Source organism: Sphingomonas sp. (assembly GCF_004799495.1).
In the GTDB taxonomy this organism is placed as follows: Bacteria; Pseudomonadota; Alphaproteobacteria; order Sphingomonadales; family Sphingomonadaceae; genus Sphingomonas.
On sequence record NZ_SSMY01000011.1, the window covers coordinates 289,904 to 315,171 of the forward strand.

The 25,268-nt window shown below is 66.1% G+C and carries 28 protein-coding genes and 2 tRNA genes; 14 read left to right on the top strand and 16 right to left on the bottom strand.

Features of this window, described 5'->3' with window-relative positions:
- The first annotated feature begins 60 nt into the window (after positions 1-60).
- Both E7773_RS12780 and E7773_RS12785 read left to right on the top strand, forming a co-directional pair.
- On the top strand, positions 61-831 hold the full coding sequence (locus tag E7773_RS12780) for a sulfite exporter TauE/SafE family protein (RefSeq protein ID WP_293991891.1): 771 nt from the start codon (positions 61-63) through the stop codon (positions 829-831).
- A 31-nt stretch (positions 832-862) separates the two neighbouring features.
- The gene (locus tag E7773_RS12785; protein WP_293991893.1) at positions 863-1,762 is read left to right on the top strand and encodes a hydrogen peroxide-inducible genes activator; all 900 of its coding nucleotides are present in this window, start codon (positions 863-865) and stop codon (positions 1,760-1,762) included.
- Here the strand turns inward: E7773_RS12785 and E7773_RS12790 are convergent.
- From E7773_RS12790 to pgsA, 3 genes are read right to left on the bottom strand one after another with little or no spacing between them, the layout of a single operon-like run.
- On the bottom strand, positions 1,759-2,196 hold the full coding sequence (locus E7773_RS12790) for a molybdenum cofactor biosynthesis protein MoaE (RefSeq protein ID WP_293991896.1): 438 nt from the start codon (positions 2,194-2,196) through the stop codon (positions 1,759-1,761). The genes E7773_RS12785 and E7773_RS12790 overlap by 4 nt on opposite strands.
- On the bottom strand, positions 2,193-2,432 hold the full coding sequence (gene moaD / locus E7773_RS12795) for a molybdopterin converting factor subunit 1 (RefSeq protein WP_293992306.1): 240 nt from the start codon (positions 2,430-2,432) through the stop codon (positions 2,193-2,195). The genes E7773_RS12790 and moaD overlap by 4 nt, the downstream gene beginning before the upstream one ends.
- Positions 2,429-2,980 (bottom strand): CDP-diacylglycerol--glycerol-3-phosphate 3-phosphatidyltransferase, encoded by a 552-nt coding sequence (gene pgsA, locus E7773_RS12800; protein WP_293991898.1) that lies wholly within the window; start codon positions 2,978-2,980, stop codon positions 2,429-2,431. The genes moaD and pgsA overlap by 4 nt, the downstream gene beginning before the upstream one ends.
- Before the next feature lie 139 nt (positions 2,981-3,119).
- On the opposite strand from pgsA, the gene E7773_RS12805 reads away from it, so the two are divergent.
- Positions 3,120-4,409, top strand: coding sequence for an MFS transporter (locus E7773_RS12805; RefSeq protein ID WP_293991901.1), 1,290 nt, complete (start codon positions 3,120-3,122; stop codon positions 4,407-4,409).
- Positions 4,410-4,418: 9 nt separating this feature from the next.
- Here the strand turns inward: E7773_RS12805 and E7773_RS12810 are convergent, their stop codons facing one another.
- From E7773_RS12810 to E7773_RS12820, 3 genes are all read right to left on the bottom strand, one after another.
- Positions 4,419-4,583 (bottom strand): hypothetical protein, encoded by a 165-nt coding sequence (locus E7773_RS12810; protein ID WP_293991903.1) that lies wholly within the window; start codon positions 4,581-4,583, stop codon positions 4,419-4,421.
- Positions 4,584-4,796: 213 nt separating this feature from the next.
- A tRNA-Ala gene (locus E7773_RS12815) sits at positions 4,797-4,872 on the bottom strand.
- A gap of 81 nt (positions 4,873-4,953) precedes the next feature.
- Positions 4,954-5,268, bottom strand: a complete 315-nt coding sequence (locus tag E7773_RS12820) for a TIGR02300 family protein (RefSeq protein WP_293991905.1) — start codon at positions 5,266-5,268, stop codon at positions 4,954-4,956.
- A 98-nt stretch (positions 5,269-5,366) separates the two neighbouring features.
- Here E7773_RS12820 and aroA point away from each other — a divergent pair, with 98 nt between their 5' ends.
- From aroA to cmk, 3 genes are read left to right on the top strand one after another with little or no spacing between them, the layout of a single operon-like run.
- The gene (aroA, locus tag E7773_RS12825; protein WP_293991907.1) at positions 5,367-6,692 is read left to right on the top strand and encodes a 3-phosphoshikimate 1-carboxyvinyltransferase; all 1,326 of its coding nucleotides are present in this window, start codon (positions 5,367-5,369) and stop codon (positions 6,690-6,692) included.
- Entirely contained in the window at positions 6,689-7,672 is a 984-nt protein-coding gene (locus tag E7773_RS12830; RefSeq protein WP_293991909.1) for a proline iminopeptidase-family hydrolase, read from the top strand. Before aroA ends, E7773_RS12830 begins: the two co-directional genes overlap by 4 nt.
- Positions 7,673-7,696: 24 nt before the next feature.
- A complete protein-coding gene (gene cmk / locus E7773_RS12835; RefSeq protein WP_293991911.1) occupies positions 7,697-8,329 on the top strand; it encodes a (d)CMP kinase in 633 nt (210 codons plus the stop codon).
- Here the strand turns inward: cmk and E7773_RS12840 are convergent.
- On the bottom strand, positions 8,321-9,622 hold the full coding sequence (locus E7773_RS12840) for a chloride channel protein (protein WP_293991913.1): 1,302 nt from the start codon (positions 9,620-9,622) through the stop codon (positions 8,321-8,323). The genes cmk and E7773_RS12840 overlap by 9 nt on opposite strands.
- 282 nt (positions 9,623-9,904) lie before the next feature.
- Between E7773_RS12840 and rpsA the strand changes: the two genes are divergently transcribed.
- The 5 genes from rpsA (at position 9,905) to E7773_RS12865 (ending at position 14,358) form a co-directional block, all read left to right on the top strand.
- Positions 9,905-11,623, top strand: a complete 1,719-nt coding sequence (gene rpsA / locus E7773_RS12845; protein WP_293991915.1) for a 30S ribosomal protein S1 — start codon at positions 9,905-9,907, stop codon at positions 11,621-11,623.
- Between the two features lie 192 nt (positions 11,624-11,815).
- The gene (ihfB, locus tag E7773_RS12850) at positions 11,816-12,094 is read left to right on the top strand and encodes an integration host factor subunit beta (protein ID WP_293991917.1); all 279 of its coding nucleotides are present in this window, start codon (positions 11,816-11,818) and stop codon (positions 12,092-12,094) included.
- A gap of 249 nt (positions 12,095-12,343) precedes the next feature.
- A tRNA-Leu gene (locus E7773_RS12855) sits at positions 12,344-12,429 on the top strand.
- Positions 12,430-12,466: 37 nt separating this feature from the next.
- The gene (locus tag E7773_RS12860; RefSeq protein WP_293991919.1) at positions 12,467-13,930 is read left to right on the top strand and encodes an ABC transporter substrate-binding protein; all 1,464 of its coding nucleotides are present in this window, start codon (positions 12,467-12,469) and stop codon (positions 13,928-13,930) included.
- A gap of 8 nt (positions 13,931-13,938) precedes the next feature.
- Positions 13,939-14,358 carry a DUF4112 domain-containing protein gene (locus E7773_RS12865; RefSeq protein WP_293991921.1) on the top strand — a complete coding sequence of 140 codons (420 nt, stop codon included), beginning with the start codon at positions 13,939-13,941 and terminating at the stop codon, positions 14,356-14,358.
- Here the strand turns inward: E7773_RS12865 and E7773_RS12870 are convergent.
- From E7773_RS12870 to E7773_RS12885, 4 genes are read right to left on the bottom strand one after another with little or no spacing between them, the layout of a single operon-like run.
- Positions 14,355-15,068, bottom strand: a complete 714-nt coding sequence (locus E7773_RS12870; RefSeq protein WP_293991924.1) for a ribonuclease T2 — start codon at positions 15,066-15,068, stop codon at positions 14,355-14,357. The two genes, E7773_RS12865 and E7773_RS12870, sit on opposite strands and share 4 nt — an antisense overlap.
- Positions 15,065-15,472 carry a hypothetical protein gene (locus E7773_RS12875; RefSeq protein WP_293991926.1) on the bottom strand — a complete coding sequence of 136 codons (408 nt, stop codon included), beginning with the start codon at positions 15,470-15,472 and terminating at the stop codon, positions 15,065-15,067. Before E7773_RS12875 ends, E7773_RS12870 begins: the two co-directional genes overlap by 4 nt.
- A gap of 29 nt (positions 15,473-15,501) precedes the next feature.
- Entirely contained in the window at positions 15,502-16,347 is an 846-nt protein-coding gene (gene nadC, locus E7773_RS12880; protein ID WP_293991929.1) for a carboxylating nicotinate-nucleotide diphosphorylase, read from the bottom strand.
- Positions 16,348-16,390: 43 nt separating this feature from the next.
- Positions 16,391-17,515 (bottom strand): hypothetical protein, encoded by a 1,125-nt coding sequence (locus tag E7773_RS12885; protein WP_293991931.1) that lies wholly within the window; start codon positions 17,513-17,515, stop codon positions 16,391-16,393.
- Positions 17,516-17,568: 53 nt separating this feature from the next.
- On the opposite strand from E7773_RS12885, the gene E7773_RS12890 reads away from it, so the two are divergent.
- Together E7773_RS12890 and E7773_RS12895 are read left to right on the top strand one after the other, a co-directional pair.
- Positions 17,569-18,084, top strand: a complete 516-nt coding sequence (locus tag E7773_RS12890) for a DUF1697 domain-containing protein (protein WP_293991934.1) — start codon at positions 17,569-17,571, stop codon at positions 18,082-18,084.
- Between the two features lie 29 nt (positions 18,085-18,113).
- Positions 18,114-19,883, top strand: a complete 1,770-nt coding sequence (locus E7773_RS12895) for a DUF885 domain-containing protein (protein ID WP_293991936.1) — start codon at positions 18,114-18,116, stop codon at positions 19,881-19,883.
- Here E7773_RS12895 and E7773_RS12900 read toward each other — a convergent pair.
- Positions 19,864-21,243: a glycoside hydrolase family 47 protein gene (locus tag E7773_RS12900; protein WP_293991938.1), complete on the bottom strand. Its 1,380-nt coding sequence runs from the start codon at positions 21,241-21,243 to the stop codon at positions 19,864-19,866. The genes E7773_RS12895 and E7773_RS12900 overlap by 20 nt on opposite strands.
- Before the next feature lie 114 nt (positions 21,244-21,357).
- Here E7773_RS12900 and ppk2 point away from each other — a divergent pair, with 114 nt between their 5' ends.
- A complete protein-coding gene (gene ppk2, locus E7773_RS12905; protein WP_293991940.1) occupies positions 21,358-22,107 on the top strand; it encodes a polyphosphate kinase 2 in 750 nt (249 codons plus the stop codon).
- 10 nt (positions 22,108-22,117) lie between these two features.
- On the opposite strand, the gene E7773_RS12910 is transcribed toward ppk2, so the two are convergent.
- The 4 genes from E7773_RS12910 to E7773_RS12925 all read right to left on the bottom strand — a co-directional run bounded on the left by E7773_RS12910 (position 22,118) and on the right by E7773_RS12925 (position 25,191).
- A complete protein-coding gene (locus tag E7773_RS12910; RefSeq protein WP_293991943.1) occupies positions 22,118-22,372 on the bottom strand; it encodes a hypothetical protein in 255 nt (84 codons plus the stop codon).
- 75 nt (positions 22,373-22,447) lie between these two features.
- Complete coding sequence (gene nadA / locus E7773_RS12915; RefSeq protein WP_293991945.1) at positions 22,448-23,446, bottom strand: quinolinate synthase NadA; 999 nt, start codon at positions 23,444-23,446, stop codon at positions 22,448-22,450.
- Between the two features lie 31 nt (positions 23,447-23,477).
- Positions 23,478-24,263, bottom strand: coding sequence for a hypothetical protein (locus E7773_RS12920; protein WP_293991947.1), 786 nt, complete (start codon positions 24,261-24,263; stop codon positions 23,478-23,480).
- Between the two features lie 70 nt (positions 24,264-24,333).
- Complete coding sequence (locus tag E7773_RS12925; protein WP_293991950.1) at positions 24,334-25,191, bottom strand: MBL fold metallo-hydrolase; 858 nt, start codon at positions 25,189-25,191, stop codon at positions 24,334-24,336.
- Positions 25,192-25,268 lie beyond the last annotated feature (77 nt).

Consider the following 25,268-nt stretch of genomic DNA (forward strand, 5'->3'; position numbering starts at 1 on the left):
TGTTGTCGGGTTTGGTGGAAAACGGCATGCTGACTGCTTGAATAACGGAGAAACGCCTCGATGTTCGACCTGTCAGCCGCCAGCGTCGAGGCGATCGTGCCGTTCATCGCGATCGGCTTTGCGGCGCAATTGGTCGACGGCGCGCTGGGCATGGCGTTCGGGCTGATCAATTCGACGCTGTTGATCAGCGTGATGGGCGTACCGCCCAAACTCGCCTCGGCAAGCGTGCATGCGGTGGAAAGCTTCACGACCGCGGCGTCCGGAATCAGTCACGTCTTGCACAAGAACGTCAATTGGCGGCTATTCGCGCGGCTGGTGATCCCCGGTATGATCGGCGGCGTGATTGGCGCCTATGTTCTTTCGAACGTCGATGCCTCGGTCGCCAAGCCGTTCGTGATGGCCTATCTCGCCGCGATCGGGTTCTATCTGCTGTACCGTGCATGGCACAGCGCGGTCGAACCCCGACAGCCCAAGATCATCGAGCCGCTGGGGCTGGTCGGCGGCTTCCTCGACGCGGCGGGCGGGGGCGGCTGGGGGCCGGTGGTGACGAGCAACCTGCTGGTCCAGGGCGCCTCCCCGCGCGAGACGATCGGCACGGTCAATTCGGCCGAGTTTTTCCTGACCGCGACGATCTCCGCGACGTTCATCTGGCAGCTCGGCTGGGCCGCTTTCACGCTCCAGACATTGGGTGTCCTGATCGGTGGGTTGCTCGCTGCGCCGCTCGGCGGGTTGCTCGCGAAACGGATGCCCGCGCGGCCGCTGATGACGATGGTCGGCGGGCTGCTGACGATCACGTCGGCGTTTTCGATCTGGCAGGCGCTCGCCGACTGATTTTCGCGGGCCGATCGGCTAAAGCGGTCACATGACGACCTACCTGCCGACGCTCAAGCAACTGCAATATCTCGTCGCGCTGAAGGATCACGGCCATTTCGGCCGCGCGGCGGAAGTGTGCTTCGTCACGCAATCGACGATGTCGGCGGGGATCCGCGAGCTCGAGACGCTGATCGGCGTTACCCTGGTCGAGCGCACGCGCCGCGTCGTGCGCTTCACGCCGCTCGGCGACCGCATCGCCGACAAGGCGCGCCGCGTGATCCGCGAATCGGAGGAACTGGCCGACATGGCGCGCGCCGCCGGACGGCCATTGTCGGGCGAGATGCGGATGAGCGTCATCCCGACGATCGCCCCCTTCATGCTGCCGCGCATCCTGCCCGCGCTGCGCCGCGACTATCCCGAGCTCAAGCTGTTCCTGCGCGAGGAAACGACAGGCGTGGCGTGCGAAGGGCTGCACAATGGCCGCACCGACTGCGTGTTGCTCGCGCTGCCGTACGCCTGCGGCGAGATCGCGGCCGCGCCGCTGTTCGACGACCGGCTGTTCGTCGCCTTTCCCGACGGCGACCTGCCGCAGGCACCCGCGACGATCGCGGCGGACGATATCGACGAGACTCGGTTGTTGCTGCTCGAGGACGGGCACTGCCTGAAGGACCACGCGCTGGCGGCGTGCAACCGCCCTGAGCTCGGCGCGCAGGCGATGATGCTGGGGACGTCGCTCCACACGATCGTGCAGATGGTCGATAACGGGCTGGGCGTGACGATGCTGCCCGAAATGGCGATCGACGCCGGGATATTGGAGCATACGCGCGTGTCCGCCCGGCCGCTCGCGGCGGAGCATGCGACGCGGACGATTGCGCTCGTGTGGCGGCGCGCTTCCCCGCGCGAGCGCGACTTCAAGCTGCTGGCCGAAGTGCTGAAGGCAGCAACCTAGCGCCATTTCTCCGCCGCGGCATGGTCGCTCGCGCGTTCAACGACCCAGCTTGCGTCGCCACCTCGCGTCTCGCGCTTCCAGAACGGCGCGTCGGTCTTGAGCCGGTCGATCAGGAAGCTGCACGCCTCCAGCGCGGCCGAGCGGTGCGGTGCGCAGGTGCCGACGAATACGATCCGCTCGCCCGGCGTCATCGCGCCGACACGATGGACGATCGCCGCGCCCACCAGTTTCCAGCGCTCGACGGCCTCCGCCGCCAGCTTTTCAAGTGCCGCTTCGGTCGCGCCGGGATAATGTTCGAGCAGCAGCTCGCCGACCCCGTCATCGGCGCGGACCAGCCCAGTAAAGGTCGCAACCGCCCCACCGCCGCTCGCTTCGAGCGCTTCGAGTTCGGCCGCAACGTCGATCGGCGTTTCGCTGACGAGGACGCGGATCATCCGCCGGTCACCGGGGGAAAGATCGCCACCTCGCGCGCGCCAGTAATCGGCGCATCGAGCGGCACGAATCGCTGGTCGATCGCGGCGCGAAGCTTAGCCTTGTCAGCGAGCACCTCGTGCCTCAGCCAATCGATCAGATCGCTGACCGTCTTCACCTCGGCGGGCGGATCGACGCGCTCCTGCGCCTTTCCCACGCCCTCGCGGACCCAGGCGAAATAGAGCACCTCGATCATCAGTCCATGTGCTTCAGGCCGACGCGCAGATAATCCCAGCCGGTGATGCACGTCAGGATCGCGGCGCCCCACAGCGACGCCAGCCCGACCGAATGCACCCAGGGCTCGGACGGCATCGCGCCGGCGAGGATCAGCGCGCCGAGCGCGAGCAACTGAAGCGTCGTTTTCCACTTGGCGAGCTGCGACACCGGCACCGATACCTGAAGCCCACCGAGAAACTCGCGCAGCCCCGACACCATGATCTCGCGTAACAGGATGATCATCGCCGCGATCAGGTGCCACCCGCCGATGTCGCGCGTCGCGACCAGCATCAGGATCACCGCCGCGACCATGATCTTGTCGGCGATCGGATCGAGGAAAATGCCGAGCTTCGACACAGTCCCCTGCGCGCGCGCCAGATACCCGTCGAGATAATCGGTCACCGCGATCAACGCATAGAGCACGAACGCCATCGCATAGCCCGCCGGCCATCCCGGCCACCACAGACACGCGACCAGCACCGGCACGCCGACGATTCGCGACAGGGTCAGGATGTTGGGAAGCGTCCACATTTTGCCCATCCTAACCGTGCCTTGCCGCAACGCAAAGTGCCGCCGGGCAAACCGGAGATACGAAACAGCGATTGTCGGCAACGCGGCGGCTGGGCTAAGAGCCGCGCCTCATGTCGGCGAACGAGGCTCCACGAATTTCATGCTGAATGCGCTCGGTCTCATGAAGCAGCGCCGTTTCCTGCCGCTGTTCGTCACGCAGTTCCTCGGTGCCTTCAACGACAATCTGTTCAAGCAGGCGATGGTGCTGGTCGTCGTCTACCAGATCTATAACGATCCAGCGGCGGAACAGAGTTTCAACGGTATCGCGAGCGCGCTCAGCATCATCGCGTTCGTCCTGCTATCCGCGCTCGCCGGGCAATTGGCCGACGCGTTCGACAAGACCCGGATCATCCGCATCGTCAAAACCGCTGAGATCGCGATCATGGTGGTGGGCGGTGCCGGGCTGCTGCTGGCGAAGGGCGGGCACACCCATATCGGGCTGGTGTTGATGCTTGGTACGATCTTCGCGCTCGGCGTCCATTCGACCTTCTTCGGGCCGATCAAATACGCGATCCTGCCGCAGCATCTGAAGGAAGACGAAGTGCTCGGCGGCACCGGCCTCGTCGAATCGGCGACCTATATCGCGATCCTGCTCGGCACCGTGCTCGCCGGGTTCATGAAGGTCGAGCACGCGGTGATCGGGACGCTGGTGGTGGCCGGTATCGGCTGGCTCGCCGCGCGGCGCATCCCGCCCGCGCCACGCCAGGGGCCTAAGCTCAAGATCAACTACAACCCCTTTACCTCATCGTGGCGGTTGATCTCCGGCACGATGCACATTCCGCGGCTGTTCCTCGCGATCTGCGCGATCAGCTTTTTCTGGACGATGGGGATCGTGCTGATCGTCATCTTCACCCCTCTCGCCAAAAACGTGCTGACCGCCGACAAGCATGTCGCGACGCTGCTGACCGCTCTTTTCTCGGTCGGGATCGCGATCGGGTCGGTCGCGATCAATTCGCTGCTCAAGGGCCATACCTCGGCAAAGTTCGGTCCCGCCACGGTGTTGGTCATGGGCGGGTTCGTGATCCTGTTCTCGATCCTGTGCCAGGCATGGCCAGCCGCCCCCGTGGGGCATCTCTACACCACGAGCGAGTTCATCGCGGTGCCGTTCGCGTGGCTGGTGGTCGCGGCGTTGGTCGGAATCGCGATATTCGGCGGGATGTTTGTCGTGCCGCTCTACGCGTTCCTCACGACGACGGTGCACCCGGACGAAACCTCGCGGACCGTCGCCGCCAACAATGTCGTCAATTCGGGCGCGATGGCCGTCGGGTCGGTAATCGTGTCGCTACTGACCGCCTGGGGCGTCGGGTCCGCGCAAATGCTTTATCTGGTCGCCCTTATGTGCCCGGTGTCCGCATGGCTCGCGTGGAAACTGCACAAGGCGTGCGATTAGGGCCTACGATCAGAAAATCAGCGTATAGATGCAGGTGAAGAACGCCGCGAAGCTCAGCATGAACAGCTTCCAGTCCTGATCGTCGCTGCGCTTCGCCATCTCGGCGCGGAGCGCGAGACGCTGGCGGAAGTGATGACGGCGGCCGCGCGGGCGAAGAGCGAAATCGTGTGACATAGGCAGCAGTTAACGCGCCATTTACGATTCGGACCAACGCTATTGACGGTTAACCGGTGTGCGGGTTTGGGACGCTGCGCAGTTAACGCTTACCGCTTAGTTTTTGGCTGGGCGCCGCGGCTAAGCCGCGTCGTCGGCCGGGGCCTTGGCCCCGCCGGCCGTTCGCGCCTGAAAGCTCAAAATAGCTTCGCTATTTTATTGCCCGGCGCGAAATGGTGGAGCCGAGGGGGATCGAACCCCTGACCTCTGCAATGCCATTGCAGCGCTCTCCCAGCTGAGCTACGGCCCCACGTCTTCGCAGGAAGGCGCCGCCCCTAACCGACGCGGCGCCTGTTTGACAAGCGGGAGTTACCCCGCTCGCCGCATAAAATCACTGATCGTCGTCGTTGCCGCCGGTTTCGACGCCCAGATCGTCGTCACCGCCCAGATCGACTTCGTCGTCCGCGGACGGCTCTTCGTCCTCGGCGATGTCGATGTCTTCGCCTTCCAGATCCGCATCGTCCTTTTCGGGCTTGTCGGTCTTGATCACCTCGAACGGCAGCGGCTGCTTCGACTTCAGGATCGTTTCGGGGTGGAACGCGGTGCTGCACGCGATGCACACCACCGGGTCTTCGTTGCCCAGGTCATAGAAACGCGTTCCGCATTTCGGGCACGTGCGCTTCGTGCCCCATTCCGGCTTGATCATGCCGACTTCTACCTTTCGATTTATGCGATTTTCGGGTCGTGAACCCTAAAGTGGCGGGCGCCTTGCCATAGCGCAAGGGCACTGTCAAAGCCCCGGCGATGTCGTTTCCCGCGCCCCAGCCGGTCGAGATTTGCGCGAGCGGCGCGCTCACGGGCCGCGTGACGGTGCCGGGCGACAAGTCGATCAGCCACCGCGCGCTGATGCTCGCCGGGCTGGCGGTGGGCGAGAGCCGGATCGAGGGATTGCTCGAGGGCGAGGACGTGCTCGCGACGGCGGCGGCGATGCGCGCGATGGGCGCAACGATCGAACGCGGGGATGATGGCGTCTGGCGCGTATGGGGCGTCGGCGTCGGCGGGTTGCTCCAGCCGGCGGGCGCGCTCGACATGGGCAATTCGGGCACGTCGACACGATTGCTCGCGGGACTGGTCGCGAGCCATCCGATTACCGCGACCTTCGTCGGCGATGCCTCGCTCAGCAGGCGCCCGATGGGGCGCGTGATCGAGCCGTTGTCGCTGATGGGGGCGGATATTAACGCCAGCCCCGGCGGGCGCTTGCCGATGATGGTGCGCGGGATGAGCCCGGCGGTGCCGATCGAATATACGCTCCCCGTCGCCTCCGCGCAGGTCAAGTCGGCGGTGCTGCTCGCCGGGCTCAACACGCCGGGCGTGACGCGGGTGATCGAACCTGTGCTGACGCGCGATCATAGCGAACGCATGCTGGCGGGTTTTGGCACGACGCTGATCATCGAGTCGACCAATCGCGGCCGCATCATTTCGATTACGGGCGAGGCCGAACTCAAACCGCAGAACATCGTCGTACCGGGCGATCCCAGTTCGGCGGCGTTCTGGGCGGTGGCGGCGTCGATCGTGCCCGGGAGCGAGGTGACGATCGCCAATGTCGGGCTCAATCCGACCCGCGCCGGGCTGTTCGCCGCGCTACGCATGATGGGCGCCGACATCACCGAGGTCGACCCGCGCACTGTCGGCGGCGAGCCGGTCGCCGATCTGATCGTGCGCCACGCAGCCCTCAGCGCAGTCGAGGTACCGCCCGACCTCGCGCCGAGCATGATCGACGAATATCCGGTGCTGTTCGTCGCCACCGCGCTCGCGAAGGGCCGCACGGTGGCACGCGGCGCACACGAATTGCGCGTCAAGGAATCGGATCGCATCGCCGCGATGGCTGCCGCATTGGGGGCGTGCGGGGTGGCGGTAGAAGAGTTCGAGGATGGGCTCGCGATAACCGGGACCGGCGGTGACCCGATCCCCGGCGGCGCGACGATTGCATCGTTGCTCGACCACCGGATCGCGATGGCGATGGCGGTCGCGGGGTTGGTCGCCAAGCAACCGATCACGATCGACGACGCCACACCGGTCGCGACCAGCTACCCGACTTTCTTCGCGACGCTCGAGGGGCTGAGGACATGATCGACCGGCGCGCTTTCCTGCTCGCGGGCGGCGCGCTGGCGGCGAGCCTCGCCCTGCCCACCGCGCTGTTCGCGCGCGACCCCGACGGCTACGCGCCGCCCGATCTCGAGAAGATGGTCCCGGTCGAGGGCGGCCGCGTCTATGTCCGCGTCAACGGCGATCTGCGCGGACCGAAGCCACCGATCGTCATGCTCCACGGCGGCCCTGGCGGCACGCACGCGCATTTCCTGACCGCGCTGGCGCTCGCGAACGAACGCGCGGTGATCCTCTACGACCAGCTCGACAGCGGCCAGTCGGACCGGCCCAACGACCCGAAGAACTGGCGCGTGGCGCGGTTCGTCGACGAGGCGGAACTGGTGCGCAAGGCGCTCGGCGTCGATCGCTGGCACCTGCTCGGACACAGCTGGGGCGGCACGCTGGCGCTCGAATATGGCGCGCGGCGGCCGGCGGCGTTGCGCGGGCTTGCGCTCGCCAGCCCGCTCGTCTCGACCAGAAGCTGGATCGCCGACGCTAACGCGCTGCGCGGCTCGCTCCCCGCCCCGATCCAGGCCGAGATCGCGCAATGCGACACAGCGCCCGGACCGGTGTGCGACGCCGGGACCAATGCCTTCTACCGCGCGTTCAACGGCCGCGAGCCGGCAACGATTCCCGCCATGGCCTATGCCCGCGCGCATCCGGGCGGGTTCAACCCGAAACTCTACAACGCGATGTGGGGCGCGAGCGAGTTCGTTTCGACCGGCAGCCTCAAGGACTATGACGGCGAACCATTGTTGGCAAAGCTCGACGGCAAGCGCACGCTGTTCATCGGCGGCCAGTACGACGAGGCCCGCCCCGCCACGCTCGCCGGTTTTGCCGCGCGCGTGCCGGGCGCGGAGTTCGCCACCGTCCCCGGTTCCGCGCACGGCCTGTTCTCCGATCGACCGCAGGAAACCATCGCTTTGGTCCGTGCATGGCTGGCGCGGCAGGACGCGCTCGCCTAATTTCGCGCGAATGAAGGAAGAATCATGATCATCGCCGTCGATGGCCCCGCCGCCAGCGGCAAGGGCACCATCGCCCGCGCGCTCGCCAGGCATTACAAGCTGCCGCACCTCGACACCGGCCTGCTCTACCGCGCGGTCGCCGAAAATGTGCGCCGAATGGAGCTAAACCCGGAAATCGAAGCGGATGCGGTCGCGGCGAGTAATTTCGACGACACCCTGCTCGACGACGACATCCTGCGCAGCGACGAAGCCGGGCAGCGCGCCTCAATCGTCTCGGCGCATCCGCTGGTCCGCGCGGCCCTCCTCCAGCGTCAGCGCAAGTTCGCCAATCAGCCCGGCGGCGCGGTGCTCGACGGGCGCGATATCGGCACGGTGATCGCGCCCGACGCCGACGCCAAATTGTTCATCAAGGCGACGCCGCAGATCCGTGCGCGCCGCCGCCACGCCGAGCTCAAGGAGCGCGGCTCGACGATCAGCCTCGACCGCGTGCTCGCCGACATCCGCGCGCGCGACTTGCGCGACACCGGGCGCAACGCCGCCCCGCTCATCATGGCGGCCGACGCGGGCATTCTCGATACCAGCTTCCTGTCGATCGAGGCTGCGGTGATCCGCGCGATCGAACTGGTCGAACGGCAGCTTCGGCTGAAATCAGCCTGAGCCGGCAAGCTTCTCGCGCCACGGCCTGGCCAGCCCGTGATAGAGCCGTTCCTTGCACACCAAGGCCGACACGGCGTGCGCGATCAACGCCGCGAGGAACAGCGGTAGGATCAGGCCGCGGCTGGCGGTCGCCTCGACGATGATGATGACGGCGGTCAGCGGCGCACGCACGACGCCGGTAAAGTACGCGACCATGCCGAGCAGCACCACCGCGCCGCCCGGATCGTCGGGGAAGATCACGCGCAGTATCGCGCCCAGCCCCGATCCGGTTGCCAATGACGGCGCGAAGATGCCGCCGGGCAGCCCGCCCGCGGCGGTCGCCAGCGTCGAGCCGAACTTGGCCGGGCCAAACCACCACGGCGCGTTGGTGCCGTCGATGATCGCGCGCGCCGCCGAATAGCCGGTCCCCCACGTCAACCCCGTTGCCACGCCGATCGCCGCAACCGCCAGACCGCAGATCAGCGCCCAGAGCACCGGTCTCTTGTCGAGAAAGGGCAACCAGCGCCGCTTTGCCGCGCCCGCGCCGAGCATCGCGCGCGCAAACAACCCGCCCGTCAGCCCGCCCAGAACGCCCGCAACCGGCGCCACGCGCAACACCGCGCCGACGTTCATGGTCTGCCCGACGACGCCGAAATAGATATAGTCACCCGACAGGCCGAGGCTCACGACACCGGCGATCAGGATGGTCGTCATCACCAACAGCGCGACGCGCTGTTCATAGGCGTCGGCCAGTTCTTCGATCGCGAACGTCACACCGGCGAGCGGCGTGTTGAACGCCGCCGCGACGCCGGCCGCGCCACCGGCAATGATCATCGACGACCGCATCGGCGCGCGCAGCACGCGATGATAGACCGTCATGACCGCCGCCGACACCTGCACTGTCGGTCCCTCGCGCCCGACCGACGCGCCGCACAGCAAGGCGGCGACGGTGAACAGGCATTTGAGCAAACCAGCCTTCAACGAGATCAATATCCGCGCCGCTTTCTTGACGTCGTGCGCGGCGGCGATCACTTGCGGGATGCCCGAACCCGCCGCTTCGGGTGCGACCAGCCGGGTCAGCGCGGCGATCGCCGCGAACCCCAATGGCGTGATCACCAGCGGCCAATAATGATGGCTCGCCGCGACCGCCGAAAATGCACGGCTTGCTTCATCCGCCATTCGCGCGAACAGCAAGGCGGCGAGGCCGACCGTCACCGCGCCCGCGCCCATTGCGATCCGCCGCCGCCAGACGGCGGAGGCCGGACCGTGCCGCCTGAGCAGCACGCGCCAGCGTCGGTTGAGCGTGATTGGCATCCGCGCTCGCTTAGGCGCGCGCCTGCGAAAAAGCCAACGCCCGCGCCACCTTGCCTTAACGCCTCTCCGGCGCTATGTGCGCGCCCGTCCAGCGAGCAGGTTCTCGTGGAGGTTGGCGCGACGGAGTTCCGTTCGCGCCCTTTTCGCTTTTTTAGCGCTTAGCGTTCCTCCGCCGTCCCGTTCGTTCGGATGCCGTGCCGACATGCGGTCGCCGCGGCGTTTTGGCCAAGACCACCGGAGACAACCGGTTGGCCGGAAAACGTTGATTAGGAACTCTATTTTATGGCTTCTGCCGCAACCCCGACGCGCGACGATTTCGCGAAACTTCTCGAACAGACCCTGGGTGATGCCGACGGCTTCGAAGGCCGCGTGGTGCATGGCACCGTCACCGGCATCGAAAACGACATGGCCGTCATCGACGTCGGGCTGAAGTCCGAAGGCCGCGTGCCGCTACGCGAATTCGCTGCGCCGGGCCAGAAGGCCGACCTGAAGGTCGGTGACGAAGTCGAAGTGTTCGTCGACCGCGTCGAGAATGCGATGGGCGAAGCGATGCTGTCGCGCGACCGCGCACGCCGCGAAGCCGCGTGGGACAAGCTCGAAGCCGAGTTCACTCAGTCGGCGCGCGTCGATGGCGTGATCTTCGGCCGCGTCAAGGGCGGCTTCACCGTCGACCTCGACGGCGCCGTGGCGTTCCTGCCGGGCAGCCAGGTCGACATCCGCCCGGTCCGCGACGTCCAGCCGCTGATGGACATCCCGCAGCCGTTCCAGATCCTCAAGATGGACCGCAAGCGCGGCAACATCGTCGTGTCGCGCCGCGCGGTGCTCGAGGAAACCCGCGCCGAGCAGCGGTCAGGTCTCATCCTCAGCCTCGCCGAAGGCCAGATCATCGACGGCGTGGTCAAGAACATCACCGATTATGGTGCGTTCGTCGACCTCGGCGGCATCGACGGCCTGCTCCACGTCACCGACCTGTCGTACAAGCGCGTCGGCCATCCTTCGGAAGTCCTGAACATCGGCGACACCGTCAAGGTGCAGATCATCCGCATCAACAAGGACACGCAGCGCATCTCGCTCGGCATGAAGCAGCTCGAGAGCGATCCGTGGGACGGCGCCGCCGCCAAGTATCATGTCGGCGCGAAGATGTCGGGCCGCGTGACCAACATCACCGAATATGGTGCGTTCGTCGAGCTGGAGCCGGGCATCGAAGGCTTGGTCCACGTCTCCGAAATGAGCTGGACCAAGAAGAACGTCCACCCGGGCAAGATCGTCTCGACGTCGCAGGAAGTCGATGTCGTCGTGCTCGAGGTCGACGAGGACAAGCGCCGCATCTCGCTCGGCCTCAAGCAGGCGATCAGCAACCCGTGGGAAGCCTTTGCCGAGGCGCACCCGGTCGGCTCGACGGTCGAGGGCGAAGTCAAGAATGCCACCGAATTCGGGCTGTTCATCGGGCTCGACAACGATGTCGACGGCATGGTTCACATGTCCGACATCGCGTGGGGCATTTCGGGCGAGGACGCGCTCAACCTGCATCGCAAGGGTGAGACGGTGAAGGCGATCGTGCTCGACATTGACGCCGAGAAGGAGCGCATCTCGCTCGGCATGAAGCAGCTCGAGCGTGGTGGCCCGTCGGGCGCCCCGTCGGCGGCCGCGACGTCGGGCGACAAACTCCACAAGAACGCGATCGTCACCGTGACCGTGCTCGAAGTCCGCGACGCGGGCCTCGAAGTGCAGGTCGGCGAGGATGGCGCGACCGGCTTTATCAAGCGCACCGATCTCGGCCGCGACCGCGACGAGCAGCGTCCGGAGCGGTTCCAGGTCGGGCAGAAGTTCGACGCGATGGTGACCGGGTTCGACCGGTCGAAGAAGCCGACCTTCTCAATCAAGGCGATGCAGATCGCCGAAGAGAAGCAGGCGGTCGCCCAATACGGCTCGTCCGATTCGGGCGCATCGCTCGGCGACATCCTCGGCGAGGCGCTCAAGGCCCGCGAAACCAAGAAGTAAGACCCGGAATGGGTAGCGTCGTCCCGGCGCTACCCACTTTCGGCTTGGTTGTGTCGAATCGGTCCTATTGCGAAACGTGATTTACGATTAAGGTAGATCAATGATTCCGTCGGCGCATGGAAGGGTGGCGACGGCGGGACCGTACACGGCCGGGTTTCCCGGTCTTTTTTGGGGTGGGGAGACCGTGTCCAGATGATCCGTTCGGAACTGATCCAGAAGCTTTCGGAGGCCAATCCGGACCTCGCCGCTCGCGACGTCGAGGCGATCACGACGACCTTTTTCGACGAGATTGCTCGCCGGCTGGCCGCCGATGGCCGCGTCGAGCTGCGTGGGTTCGGTGCGTTCTCGACTCGCGCCCGCGACGCCCGCACCGGCCGCAACCCGCGCACCGGCGAACTCGTCGCGGTGGACGCCAAGCGCGTGCCATACTTCAAGCCCGGCAAGGAAATGCGGGTTAAGCTCAACGTGTGAGCGAAGGCGGCCGAGGCTAAGCGCAGCTTAGGGTCGGACTCGCCGCACGCCGGCCGGCCTCGCAAAGCGAGGACCGACGACCCGGCTTTGCCGGGTCGGCCCAACGCCGAAATTCCCCTTACTTAAAAACACTAGCTTCCTGAGCCGTCACGCGAGTAAATCGCGTGACGTCGGTCCTTGGCTGCGCCAAGGCCGGCCGGCTCGACGAAGTGGCGAACAAGCTGCGCTTGTCCTTCTCTTCGTCAGCGCGCGGACGTGGCGAAATTGGTAGACGCACGGGACTTAAAATCCCTCGCCCTCTGGGTGTGCGGGTTCGAGTCCCGCCGTCCGCACCATGGCGCCGCGGCGCCTTCTTTGGCATGAAGCGCAGCGATGCTGCGCCGCTGGCTCCTTCCCACGCTTGTCCTGTGCCTCGCGGCGGCATGCCAGCAACGGCCCGACAAGGGGGCGGTGGTCGTCTCCGCCATCGGCGGGCGGCCATCCTATATCGATGTCGACAAGCGGGTGGGCGACGCCACGCAGCGGCTGTTGCTCGATTCGACCGCGCAGGGTCTCGTGCGGTTCGACGCCGCAGGGCAGATCGAGCCCGGCCTCGCCGAGCGCTGGATCGTCATCGACGCCGGCCGCACCTACATCTTCCGCCTGCGCGAGGCGGAATGGAGCGACGGGGCCAAGGTCAGCGCCGCCGACGTCGCGACGATCCTGAAACGCGCGATCGCGCCGGGCTCGCGCAATCCGCTCAAGCCATTCCTTGGTGCGATCGACGATGTCGCCGTGATGACCGATGCAGTGATAGAGATCCGGTTGAGCCGCCCTCGTCCCGATTTGCTCAAGCTGTTCGCGCAGCCCGAACTCGCGATCCTGCGCGAGAATCCACTGGGCGGCAGCGGACCGTTCCGCGTCGCCTCGACCGACGGGACCGGCGTGCTGCTCCGCCCGGCGGCAGATCTCACGCGGTCGTCCGACGATGACGGGCCGGTGGCCGCGCCCGAGCAGGACGTGCGGCTGGTCGGCGAAACCGCGTCGCGCGCGCTGGTGCGATTTGCGGCCAAGCAGTCGGACTATGTCGCCGGCGGCACCGCCGCCGATTTCCCGCTGATTGCGCACGCCGGGATCGCGCCCGCCAATATCAAGCTCGATCCGGCGGCGGGGCTGTTCGGGCTGGCGGTCGTGCGGCGCGAGGGATTGCTGGCGAGCGCCGCGGGCCGCGCCGCGATTGCGCAGGCGATCGACCGGACCGCGCTGATCGCGGCGATCACCCCCGACTGGGGCGCGCCGGTCGAGCGGCTGTTGCCCGAGAAACTCGATTCGGCTAACCCGCCCGCGACCCCTACCTGGACCACGCTGGCGGCCGACGCCCGTCTTGCCGCCGCGCGCGCCGAAGTCGCGAAGTACCGCGCCGCCAATCCCGGCCCGGTCGAGGTCCGGATCGCACTCCCGTCGGGTCCCGGCGGCACCCTGCTCTACGGCCAGATCGCGTCGCGGCTGATCCTGATCGGCGTGCGGCCCCTGCGCGCGGCGATGAACGAGCCCGCCGACTTGCGGCTGGTCGATGCGGTCGCGCCGTACGACAGCGCGCGCTGGTACCTCGCGACCGCGTGCGTCGCGTGCAGCGACGAAGCGCAGGCGGCGCTGGAGGCGGCGCGCGACGCCCCCGACATGGGCACCCGCGGCCAGCATATCGCGGAGGCCGACGGACTGATGGCGTCCGACGTCGCGTTCATCCCCATCGGGACGCCACTACGCTGGTCGCTGGTCGCGCTGCGGCTCAAGCAGTGGCAGGGGAACGCGCGCGGCTGGCACCCGTTGAATCACCTGCGCGCCGACACCAATTGAGCAGGACGATGGCCAACACGACTCGCATGTCCCCTTCGGGGCTCAGCAACCTTCCGATCGGTTCCGATGCCGCATCGGTGCGCCGCCGGATCGAGGCGCTCGAGCATCTGCTCGAAGGGCTGTTCACGATTCCCGGCACCAAGCGCAAGGTCGGGCTAGACGTCATCCTCGATATCGTCCCCGTCGGCGGCGACGTGATCGGCGCCGCGATGGGCGCTTACATGGCGTGGGAAGCGCGCAACCTCGGCATGTCGAAGACGCAGATGGCACGGATGTTCGGCAATGTCGGGGTCGATTTCCTGCTCGGGCTGATCCCGTTCGTCGGCGCGATCCCCGACTTCTTCTTTCGATCGAACACGCGCAACCTGAAGATCATCAAGAAGCACCTCGACAAACATCACCCCGCGACGGCGGTGATCGAAGGCTAGCGCCGACGCCCGCGCCAGATTTTGAGCGAGGCATTGGCGGCAAGGCCCCCGGTTCCTGTGCGGCAGCGCGTGTAATTGAGCCGCGTGTCGAGGCACAGCCATAGCTCGTCGAGCCAGCTGCGGTTGGCGGTCACGCGCACCGCATTGGCCGGCACGCTCGGGTTCGCCGCAGCAAACGCCGCGACGAACTGACCGACGGTCAGCGGTCCGCGCGACAGAGCATCCATATCGGGATAGCGTAACCGTCCGTATAGCGCGCTCGATTTGGCGAAATAGGCTGCGGGGAGCAGCCCCGTGCACGTCCCGTGCTTGGCCCATTCGTGCTGGATCAACTGCGCCGAGGGCGTCGCGCACATCATGCCCTTGACCGTCGCGGGCGACAGCAGCGGCGTGGCGGCGCAATATTGCGGCCAGTCCTTGCCAACCCCGTCGGGCCACAGGCCGTGCAGCGTGAAACCGAATCGGTTGCCACCGCCGCACTGGAACCGCGCCGCCGGGGTAAACCCGCCTTTGCGGCAAAACTCCGGGCTCCACGTGATCGCCAGCGTGTAACCGCCGATCGGCAGGACGCGTTGCGGCTGGTCGGTCGAAGGCAGATCGGCGACCGGCCGCGGCGGGTTGGCAGGTGCGCTGCACACCAACGCCTGCGCGGTGGCGACGCCGGGCACAAGCGCCGCCGTTACCGCGACGATCGCCGCGAAGCGCTTCACGCCGTTTCGCCGAACCAGGCACGCGCGTCGGGGCGGAACAGCATCCATACCGCGACCGCATTGAGCACCAACACCGCCACCGACAGGATACCGGCGATCCCGTCGGGCCGCGATCCGAGCGCCAGCGTGAACAGAAAGCCGGCAAGCGACAAGCCGAAGAACACGACCACCACCCATTTCGCGACGACGCTCGCCGAGCGCGCGGTGAAATACCACAGCAGCAGCGAGATCGTCAGCCCGAACACCATCGCGAGCGGCATGAACCAGTCGCCCAGCATCGCCCTCGTCTGCGCCGCCTCGACCGTGCCGTTGACGTCCTTCCACGTCATCGCGGCATTGACGACGCCGAGCAGGATCGAGCCGAGGTAACAATATTCGAACGTGACGATCGACTTCGGTCGCATTGCGTCCCCCTATTTAGTTCAACAGTTTGTCAGCCTCTTAGCGCGAAATCCAGCCCGATATCCGCCGCCGGCGCCGACTGAGTCAGCCGCCCCACGCTGACATAGGTCACGCCCGTCTCCGCAATCGCGCGGATCGTGTCGAGTGTCACGCCACCCGATGCCTCGGTCGGCACGCGCCCGCCGATCAGCGTCACCGCGCCGCGCAACGTCGGCACATCCATGTTGTCGAGCAGCAGATGCGTCGCCCCCGCCGTGAGCGCCGGCTCGATCTGGTCGACCCGGTCGACCTCGACGATGATCCGCGCAATCCCCGCATCCTTCGCGCGGCGCACCGCCTCGCCGACCGATCCGGCCACCGCGACATGGTTGTCCTTGATCATCGCCGCGTCCCACAGCCCCATGCGGTGATTGGTCGCCCCGCCCATCCGCGTCGCGTATTTTTCGAGCGCGCGCAGGCCGGGGATGGTCTTGCGCGTGTCGAGCAACGTCGCGCCGGTTCCGGCGATCTTGTCGACATAGGCGCGGGTCATCGTCGCGATGCCCGACAGATGCTGGACCGTGTTGAGCGCGGATCGCTCGGCGGTCAGCAGCGCACGCGCGTTGCCGGCGATGCGCATCAGGTCGCTTCCGGGCGCGGCGCGATGCCCATCCGGCATCAGCATATCGATTTCCGCCGCCGGGTCGAGCGCGCGAAAGAACGCAGTGGCGATCGGCAACCCCGCGACGACGATCGCATCGCGGCTATCCATCACGCCGCCGAACCGCGCGTCCGCGGGAATTACCGCGGTCGAGGTGATGTCCCCGCCCTCGCCCAGATCCTCCGCCAGGGTGGAACGCACGAAAGCGTCGAGGTCGAATCCCGAAATATCGATCATGGCGCGGTGGTAGCAGAGCAGGCCCGGCGCGACAGCCGAAACGTCACGTGATGACGATGGGCTCCGGGGGCTTGCAATAGAGCATCGGCTTGGTCAGCCAAAGCTCGGTTTGATCGGCCAGGCGAGCGAGCGACGGCCCGATCGACGCGAGCGCACCCGGCGGCACGTCGACGCTCCGCATGACCTTGCCGGACTTGTCGATGATCTCGAGCTTCAGCGGACCGGCGGCATCGAGCGCCAGCACCTTGCGCCAGTCGGGTGCCGCCGGAAGCCAGGGCAGGACGACTCGCCCCGACGCGCCCACCAGCGCGAATGTCGTTCGGTCGGGGTCGGCATCCTTGTCCGCGATGATCACCTGAAGCGTGGCCGGTAACGCTCCGTCAAAGGGAGACCGGAGAACATTGCGAAACCAGGGTAACGAAAAACCGCGCGTGCCGTTGGCATAGGGCCAGCTGGAGATCGCCAATTCGATGCCGGGCGCGAGATCGATCTTCGTCGCATAATGGCCGGCCCATGGCGTGTAGTTCACCATGGCCGAGCCGATGGTCGCCGAACAATCGGTGAATTGACCGGGATCGATCGGCTCGGGAAGTCCGGTCGACTGCGCCACACAGGCCGCGCCCGTCATCTTGACGTCCGCCGGAACCGCGGCGGCCTTTGCACGGCGCGCGGCTTCCAGGTCGATCGTCAGCGTGGCCCGCGGGATCGTGCTACCCTTGGCGTACACGCGGAACCGCAACCGGCGCTCGCCGGGAAACCGGTCGAGCACCGTCGGCAGGTCGAACCGGTAGATGATCAGGTCCTGCTTCGGATCGGCGTCGGCGGCAAAGGCCGCGGCGTCAGATCCGCCATCGAGCACGCCACGCGACCCTTCGGGTATCGTCAATTCGTCATCGAACCATCCGTTCGCCTGGATGATCTGGAGTTCGGGCGGTGCCGATGGCGCGCCATGCCAGCCGACATAGCCCTCGAACCGCCGCCGCTTGCCCGGCACGATCCCGCCCCACGCCGCCTGATAGACGAATGCGCCGTCGGACGATGTCGTGCGGACGAGAGACGTCCCGCCAGCATCGATCCGGCAATAGCGATACGGCGAATCTTCGGCACGCGCCGCCGGCGCCCACAAGACGAAGAGGAAAGCCAGCATCCCGGCGAATCGCATGGTCATGGCGACAGTCTATCGCGATTGCCGACGCGGCGCGATCGACCTAGCATCGCCGGATGACCGCCTATGTCGCCCTGCTCCGCGCCGTCAACGTCGGCGGCACCGGCAAGCTGCCGATGACCGAACTCGTCGCGATGTGCGAGGAGGCCGGCTTCGAGAAGGTGAAGACTTATATCGCAAGCGGCAACGTCGTTTTCACCAGCGGCAAGAGCGAGAAAGCGGTCAAGGCCGCGCTCGAAAAGGCGATGCACGCTTACGCCGGCAAGCCGGTCGGTGTGATGGTGCGCACCGCAAGCGAGATGGCGGCAATCGCCAAGGCCAATCCGTTCGCGAAGGCACCGGGCAACCGCGTCGTCGCGATCCTGCTCGACGCCGCGCCGCCCAAGGACGCGATTGACGAGGCGCGTCACATCGACGGCGAGGAAGTGAAGCTCGGCAAGCGCGAGATTTACGTCCGCTACACCGACCATGGCATGGGTCAGTCGAAGCTCGTCATTCCCGCCGCCAAGGCCGGCACCGCGCGCAACATGAACACCGTCGCCAAGCTGGCGGAGATGGCCGTCGCGCTCTAGAAAGCTCCCCAAACAAGAGGGGATCATTCATGCGCCGCACCGCCATCCTGCTGCTCGCCGCCGCCGCTACGCTCGGCGCGACCGTTCCCGCCACCACGCCGGCCGCGGTCAAGAAGGTCAACGCCAGCGCGCAATTCGCGGCGATCTCGAAGCGCTACATCGACAGCATCGCGCGGTTCCAGCCGGGCTACGGCACGCAGCTCGGCGATCACCGCTTCGACGACAAACTGCCCGACATCACGCCGCGTGGGCGCGGCAACCAGATCGCGTTCGAGCAGGCCATGCTAGGCAACCTGCGCACGGTCGATTTCAAGGCGCTGAGCCGCGACAATAAGGTCGATTACCTGCTGCTCAAGAACCAGCTCGAATTCGATTTGTGGGACCTGACCGTGCTCAAGAGCTGGTTGTGGAACGCGCAGAACTACAACGATGCGGCGGCAGGCGCGCTCTACACGCTGGCGGCGCGCGATTTCGCGCCATGGCCGCAGCGGCTGCGCGCGGCGACCGCGCGGATGGAGGCGCTGCCCGCGTTCCTGCTCGAGAGCCGCAAGCAACTGGCCGCGGCGAAGGTGCCGGCGATCTACGCATCCACAGTCTCGAAGCAGAATAGCGGCATCGTCGAGATCGCCGAAGGTATGCTCGCGCCGCACGCCGGCGAGCTGTCGGGCGCGGACCGCGCACGGTTCGATGCGGCGCTGACGAAGCTGAAGGCCGCGGTCGCCGATCAGCAGGTGTGGCTCGACAAGACCTTGGTCCCGGCGGCGAAGGGCGACTTCCGGCTCGGCGCGAAGCTCTACGACCAGAAGATGAAATTCGCGCTCGTCTCCGACATCACGAGGATCGAGCTGAAGGCGAAGGCGACCGCCGCCGCCGCCGCGACCCGCGCCGAAATGTATGCGCTCGCCGGCGAGGTGCTGTCTGGGCCGCTCCCCGCCAACCCGACCGCCGCCGAGCAGCAAAAGGCGATCGAGGCGGCGCTCGACCTCACCTACGCCAAGCGCCCGACGCGCGACGGCCTGATGGACGCTGCCAAGGCGACCCTCGCCAGCGCGAGCGATTTCGTCCGCGCGAAGGACCTCGTCACGATGCCAACCGCGCCGGTGAAGATCATCACCATGCCCAAGTTCCAGCAGGGCAATGCGGTGGCCTATTGCGACAGCCCGGGCGCGCTCGACAAGGGCCAGGACACCTTCTTCGCGATCTCGCCGATCCCCGACGACTGGACCGACGCGCAGGCGACCTCGTTCCTGCGCGAATATAACAGCTACATGATCCACGACCTCAGCATCCACGAAGCGATGCCGGGGCATTGGCTGCAGATCGACCATTCGAACAAGGACAAGTCGGTGCTGCGCGCGGTGCTGTCGTCGGGCCCGTTCGTCGAAGGCTGGGCGGTGTACGGCGAGGGGATGATGGCCGATGAGGGCTATCTGAACGGCGATCCGTTGTTCAAGCTGACCGTGCTCAAGATGCGGCTGCGGTCAATCACCAACACCCTGCTAGACATCGGCATCCAGACCGAGGGAATGACTCGCGACCAGGCGATGGACCTGATGATGCACGGCGCGTTCCAGCAGGAGCGCGAGGCGGCAGGCAAATGGGTCCGCGCCAGCCTGTCGTCGACGCAATTGCTCAGCTATTTCTCGGGCTACGAGGAGCATATGGCGATGCGCGAGGAAGCAAAGCGCCGCTGGGGCGCGAAGTTCGACCTCAAGACCTACAACGACGCCGTCCTCGCGCACGGCTCGCCCCCGGGGCGGTTCGTCCGCGAACTGGTGTTCAACCTGCCGATCGAATGAACCCGCGCAGCACGTTGCCCTCGGTCGACAGGTAGTTGTCGCGGTAGTTGAATCGCGGCGTGTCGCTGAACAGCAGGTAGTAATATTTCATCTGCTCGGACCACCAATAGCCCGGGCAGTAATCGGCTTGGCGCTTTGTCGTGACGTCGGCCATGTCGGTGTAGCCGTATGGCGCACGGTTCCAGCGTTTCATGTTGAGGTAATGCGTGCGGCTCAACTCGCGCCATTCGGGCCGGCGGTCGAGCAGCCAGTGGTTGAACGCCGCGTCGGCGAGTTCGGGGCGGAGGGCGTTGGTGACGGCGGTCGGCTTACCCGTCGCCGGCTCGTAGCCTTCGGGCAAGATGCCGAACTTGTCCTGTACGCTCGCCCAGGCGCGCGTATAAGTCGCGCCGATTGCCCCCGCGCCGCCCTGCGCTAGTAGCCCGCCATAGAAACTGGCGAGCTCGTCCTGCTCGGTCGTCAGTCGCGCGCCCGTTTCGAAATCGACATCGACGAACCACAGATGCCCGCCGATATGCTGCACCTGATGCTGCACGATTGCTGCGGTCAGCGCGTCGTACATCCGCTTGCAGTCACGGTCGCCGAACAGCTGCCACCCGTCCCAGCAATATTCGTAATAGCTGTCGCACGGCGGCGCGATCGAGGCGCGGCGGCTGAGCCATTGGCTAGTGCGCACGTCGATCTTGTCGGCAAGCAGCCCGATCTTGCTGCGGCGCTGGTACATCGCGGTCAGCGCGCGCTTGGCCGCTTCGTAATATTTCGGGTCGCCGGTCAGCTTCGACAGCGTGCCGAGCTCGGCGATGTGCGTCCCGCACTCAGCCGGATTGGTCGCGGGATCGCGCACCGCCTTCGTCCGCAGGTTGACGTAGCGATACGGCATCCCCGTCGGCGTATCGAACGCCGGGAGCAGCCGGTCGGCGAGGTCGCGCGCCTTCGCCAGCAGCGCCGGATCGCCGCACGCATGATGCGCCGAGAGCAACCCGCCGACGAGGCGGATCTCGGTCTCGAACACCGACACCTCGCCATCGACGTCGAAATCGGCATTGGCCTTCACCCACGCCAGCGCATCGGCGAACTCCTGGTCGAGCCCCATCACCCACAACGTATCCATCGCCTCGATCAGCGACAGTCCCAGATGATGGATCTTGAGCGGGAAGCTGCGGCTGCCGCCGCTCACCGGCAGGAAATCGTCCTTGCCCCAGGCACGTTCGCGATAGTTGGCCCACGCCCATTTCATCTCCGCCTTCACATCGGCGGCGAGCGCGTGCCAGTCGGTGCGCGGCGGCTTGGCGAGCACGGGTGCCGCGGCGAGCGCGCCCAACGCGGCGGTCGCCTCGCGGCGGGAGATCAAACTGTTCACGGCCCCATCCTATCCGTTCGTGTCGAGCGAAGTCGAGACACGCCGACGGGGGAATGCATCTCGACTTCGCTCGATGCGAACGGCAGGTATAAAATACCAAGACGGAGTGCGCGCATGGCGAAGAAGGACGGCGGCAAGAAGCTCCAGCTCGGACTGGTCCAGATGCAGCTCGCGCACGCCAAGACCGGCGAGCGCACGATCATCGTGCTCGAGGGGCGCGACGCGGCGGGCAAGGACGGGACGATCAAGGCGCTGACCGAGCACCTCTCGGTGCGCTCGACCCGCGTCGTCGCATTGCCCAAGCCGAGCGACCGCGAGAAATCGCAATGGTATTTCCAGCGTTACGTCGCGCAGCTCCCCGCAGCGGGCGAGCTCGTGATCTTCAACCGCAGCTGGTACAACCGCGCCGGGGTGGAGGTGGTCAACGGCTTCTCCACACCCGAGGAACAGGCACAGTTCCTGAAGGACGTCCCCGATTTCGAACGGATGCTGGTCGAAAGCGGGATCAAGATCGTCAAATTGTGGCTCGACATCACCAAGACCGAGCAGAAGGAACGGCTCGGCGACCGCGCGACCAACCCGCTCAAGGCGCTCAAACGCTCCCCGCTCGACGCCGTCGCGCAGGACAAATGGGACGATTACACGAAAGCGCGCGACGCGATGCTATTGGCGACTAACAGCGCGATCGCGCCGTGGATTTGCGTGCGGGCGGACCACAAGAAGAAGGCGCACAAGGCGGTGATCCGGCATGTGCTGCGGCATCTGGCGCCGGACGAGGTGGCAAAGACGGTCGAGGCGCCCGATCCGGACGTGCTGTTTCCGTTCGAGGCGAAAGCGCTGAAGGACGGGCGGTTGGAACGTTAAGCCGCGGGTTCTATCCAATCTTGAACGTTATGGTTGCGCCAAAAAGCGCATATCCATGATCTTGAATGTCAGCGATGACCTGATCGCTATCGACCGCGATCCTGTTTTCACCCGGATTGAAATCCACTTGCCGAGGAAATGGGCGAACCTGATGATAATCGGGATCAGTACCGGCCGGAAGAGAGACCTTTGTAACGTCGCTGTTTGCAGGAACCGCTAGATATTTGTCGCCGTGACTAGCGCTCCGGTAGATATCGATCAGCATGTTATAACTCCTTACATTGTGCCCTTGGCGATCGCCGCGCGCACATGCCGTGCCGCTTTGTGGGTGGTCAGAGGTTCAATCCCCCGTCACCCTGACCGGCCCCAAATCCCCCATTCCCACGGTCCCGCTCGCCATCGCTAGCATCGCGTCTAGGCTCTTCTTCGCGCGCAGCCGCAAGCCTTCTTCGATCTCGATGCGCGGCTCCAGATCGCGCAGCGCGACGTATAGTTTCTCCATCGTGTTCAGCGCCATGTACGGGCAGATGTTGCAGTTGCAGTTACCGTCCGCGCCCGGTGCGCCGATGAAATGCTTGTCGGGCGCCGCGCGCTCCATTTGGTGGATGATGTGCGGCTCGGTCGCGACGATCAGCGTGTCGCCGGCCATCTCCCCGGCGAACTTCAGGATGCCGCTGGTCGAGCCGACATAATCGGCATGGTCGAGGATATACGGCGGGCATTCGGGGTGCGCGGCGATCGGCGCGCCGGGGTGTTGCCCCTGAAGCTTGAGCAATTCGGTTTCGCTGAACGCCTCGTGCACGATGCACACGCCGGGCCACAACAGCATCTCGCGCCCGGTCTTGCGCGCTAGATAGCCGCCGAGATTCTTGTCGGGGCCGAAGATGATCTTCCGGTCCTTGGGGATCTGGCTCAGGATCTTTTCCGCCGACGAACTGGTGACGATGATGTCGCTGAGCGCCTTCACCTCGGTCGAGCAGTTGATGTAGGTCAACGCGATCGCATCCGGATGCTGCGCGCGAAACGCGGCGAACTGGTCTGGCGGGCAACTGTCCTCGAGGGAGCAACCCGCGTTCATGTCGGGGAGCACGACGATCTTGTCGGGCGACAGGATCTTCGCTGTCTCCGCCATGAAGCGCACGCCACAGAACGCGATCACCTCGGCGTCGGTCGCCTGCGCCTTCTTCGACAAATCTAGGCTGTCGCCGACGAAATCGGCCAAGTCCTGGATTTCGGGCTTCTGATAGTAGTGCGCGAGGATCACCGCGTTGCGCTCCTGCCGCAGCCGGTCGATTTCGGCGCGCAGGTCGAGGCCCTTCAGGTTGGGATGCTGTTCCATGCGTGCCAAATGGCCCGCGCGAGCCGTGGGATCAAGGCGCGGGCGGCGGCGACCCGAACGCGAGTGGCGGAACGGCGGCTCCCGGCGTACCTGCGGTGACCGCGCGGTAGATCGCGGTTCCGGCCGGGCTGAAGGTCAGCAGTTCGGTAGCAATGATCGAACACGCCATGACCGCAGCGCCGCACCACCAGGCCGGATGAACTCGGCGGCCGCGGCGCAGATCGGCGACGATGCCGATCGCCGGAAAGATCAACACCGGCAGGAACGCCGCCTCGTACGCGCGCGGCATCAGCAAGGGCGACGGCAACAGCCGGCTGATCGCGGGCGCCATCAGCATCGCCGTGCCGCAATAATGCAGTCGCCGGTGCCAGTCGGTCCGCCGCCGCATCGCGATCGCCGCCCAGGTGAGCCCGGCGAACGTCAGCACGGTCATCGGATCGAAGATCAGGAAATTAAGCGGATAGAAGAAGAACGGTATCGCGCCTCGCTGCACCATCCCGACCGTCACCGCGGTGCCGAGCACGATCATCGCCGCGATCCATCCCGCGCCGATCCAGCCGAGTCGGCGATGGAGCGCCATCGACCCGCGAGTAACGAATATGTTCTGGAGGACGTAAATCACGATCCATCCCATGAACGTGACCGCGTGAAGGTGGATCAAAAGCGGCCGATGGAAGGTCGACCGTCCCATCGCGAGGTGAAAGCTGAAGCCGGTGAAAACCAGCGCCATCATCACCAGCGCCATCGTCAGAAAAAAGCGGTCATCGCGCCCCAGCGTCGGCATCGGCTCCGGCAGCGGCTCGGCAAGAGTGGCCATGATCTTTCCCCCCGAAAAGAATATTACCGCGCACGATATCAAATCGTTTTGCGTCCGGCCAGCGCGACGATCAACCGCGCAGTCGCCACCCTCCCACGTCCCTCGCCACTGCGCCGCGCGCTTCCAGCTCAATCAGATGCGCGAGCACCGACCGCTCGGCGGCCGGGAGCAAGCGCGAGTCGATCCCGACATACATTTTCGCGACCATCGCCGGAATCGCCTGCGGCGCGGTGGCGAGCAGACGGAGGATCTGTCCCTCGCGCTTCCTGCGGTGCCCGATCAGCCCGCGCACGAGCCGCTGCGGCTTGGCGACCGGGTCGCCGTGCGCCGGATAATAGATGCGGTCGTCGCGGTGCTGCAGCTTGGCGAGGCTCGCCATATAGGCCGCCATGTTGCCGTCGGGGGGCGAGACAATGGTGGTCGACCAGCCCATCACATGGTCGCCGGTGAACAGCGCCTTCGTTTCAGGGAGCGCGAACGCGAGGTGGTTGCTCGTATGGCCGGGCGTCGCGAGCGCGGTCAGCGACCAGCCCGTGCCCCAAACGCCGTCACCCTCGCCCAGCACGGAATCGGGTACATAGTCAGCGTCGAAGCTGGCATCGGCGCGTGGGCCGAGATCGTCGAGCGCAAGCGGCGCGCAACCGACGATGGGCGCGCCGGTCGCGGCCTTGAGCGGGGCGGCGCCGGGGCTGTGGTCGCGATGCGTGTGAGTGATGACGATCGCCGTCACGGGACGGCCGTCAATCGCGGCGAGCAAGGCGGCGATGTGCGCGGGATCGTCAGGGCCGGGATCGATCACCGCGAGGTCAGTTTTCCCGACCAGATGCGTCTGCGTGCCGGTATGCGTGAACGGCGACGGATTGTTCGCTAGAACCCGTGTCACCAGCGGTTCGAGGACCTGCGGCACGCCGGGCTGTTGCTCATCCATCGCAGGGCGAAATGGCGCGTGGCCCCCGCCTTGGCAAGGGTTTGGGGGTGGGGGTCAGGGGCGATGCGTGACCGGCA

Coding starts and splice junctions, on each gene's coding strand:
- E7773_RS12780 (WP_293991891.1), top strand. CDS start 61: ATGTTCGACCTGTCAGCCGCCAGCGTCGAGGCGATCGTGCCGTTCATC.
- E7773_RS12785 (WP_293991893.1), top strand. CDS start 863: ATGACGACCTACCTGCCGACGCTCAAGCAACTGCAATATCTCGTCGCG.
- E7773_RS12790 (WP_293991896.1), bottom strand. CDS start 2,196: ATGATCCGCGTCCTCGTCAGCGAAACGCCGATCGACGTTGCGGCCGAA.
- pgsA (WP_293991898.1), bottom strand. CDS start 2,980: ATGTGGACGCTTCCCAACATCCTGACCCTGTCGCGAATCGTCGGCGTG.
- E7773_RS12805 (WP_293991901.1), top strand. CDS start 3,120: ATGCTGAATGCGCTCGGTCTCATGAAGCAGCGCCGTTTCCTGCCGCTG.
- E7773_RS12810 (WP_293991903.1), bottom strand. CDS start 4,583: ATGTCACACGATTTCGCTCTTCGCCCGCGCGGCCGCCGTCATCACTTC.
- E7773_RS12820 (WP_293991905.1), bottom strand. CDS start 5,268: ATGATCAAGCCGGAATGGGGCACGAAGCGCACGTGCCCGAAATGCGGA.
- aroA (WP_293991907.1), top strand. CDS start 5,367: ATGTCGTTTCCCGCGCCCCAGCCGGTCGAGATTTGCGCGAGCGGCGCG.
- E7773_RS12830 (WP_293991909.1), top strand. CDS start 6,689: ATGATCGACCGGCGCGCTTTCCTGCTCGCGGGCGGCGCGCTGGCGGCG.
- cmk (WP_293991911.1), top strand. CDS start 7,697: ATGATCATCGCCGTCGATGGCCCCGCCGCCAGCGGCAAGGGCACCATC.
- E7773_RS12840 (WP_293991913.1), bottom strand. CDS start 9,622: ATGCCAATCACGCTCAACCGACGCTGGCGCGTGCTGCTCAGGCGGCAC.
- rpsA (WP_293991915.1), top strand. CDS start 9,905: ATGGCTTCTGCCGCAACCCCGACGCGCGACGATTTCGCGAAACTTCTC.
- ihfB (WP_293991917.1), top strand. CDS start 11,816: ATGATCCGTTCGGAACTGATCCAGAAGCTTTCGGAGGCCAATCCGGAC.
- E7773_RS12860 (WP_293991919.1), top strand. CDS start 12,467: ATGCTGCGCCGCTGGCTCCTTCCCACGCTTGTCCTGTGCCTCGCGGCG.
- E7773_RS12865 (WP_293991921.1), top strand. CDS start 13,939: ATGGCCAACACGACTCGCATGTCCCCTTCGGGGCTCAGCAACCTTCCG.
- E7773_RS12875 (WP_293991926.1), bottom strand. CDS start 15,472: ATGCGACCGAAGTCGATCGTCACGTTCGAATATTGTTACCTCGGCTCG.
- nadC (WP_293991929.1), bottom strand. CDS start 16,347: ATGATCGATATTTCGGGATTCGACCTCGACGCTTTCGTGCGTTCCACC.
- E7773_RS12885 (WP_293991931.1), bottom strand. CDS start 17,515: ATGACCATGCGATTCGCCGGGATGCTGGCTTTCCTCTTCGTCTTGTGG.
- E7773_RS12890 (WP_293991934.1), top strand. CDS start 17,569: ATGACCGCCTATGTCGCCCTGCTCCGCGCCGTCAACGTCGGCGGCACC.
- E7773_RS12895 (WP_293991936.1), top strand. CDS start 18,114: ATGCGCCGCACCGCCATCCTGCTGCTCGCCGCCGCCGCTACGCTCGGC.
- ppk2 (WP_293991940.1), top strand. CDS start 21,358: ATGGCGAAGAAGGACGGCGGCAAGAAGCTCCAGCTCGGACTGGTCCAG.
- E7773_RS12910 (WP_293991943.1), bottom strand. CDS start 22,372: ATGCTGATCGATATCTACCGGAGCGCTAGTCACGGCGACAAATATCTA.
- nadA (WP_293991945.1), bottom strand. CDS start 23,446: ATGGAACAGCATCCCAACCTGAAGGGCCTCGACCTGCGCGCCGAAATC.
- E7773_RS12920 (WP_293991947.1), bottom strand. CDS start 24,263: ATGGCCACTCTTGCCGAGCCGCTGCCGGAGCCGATGCCGACGCTGGGG.
- E7773_RS12925 (WP_293991950.1), bottom strand. CDS start 25,191: ATGGATGAGCAACAGCCCGGCGTGCCGCAGGTCCTCGAACCGCTGGTG.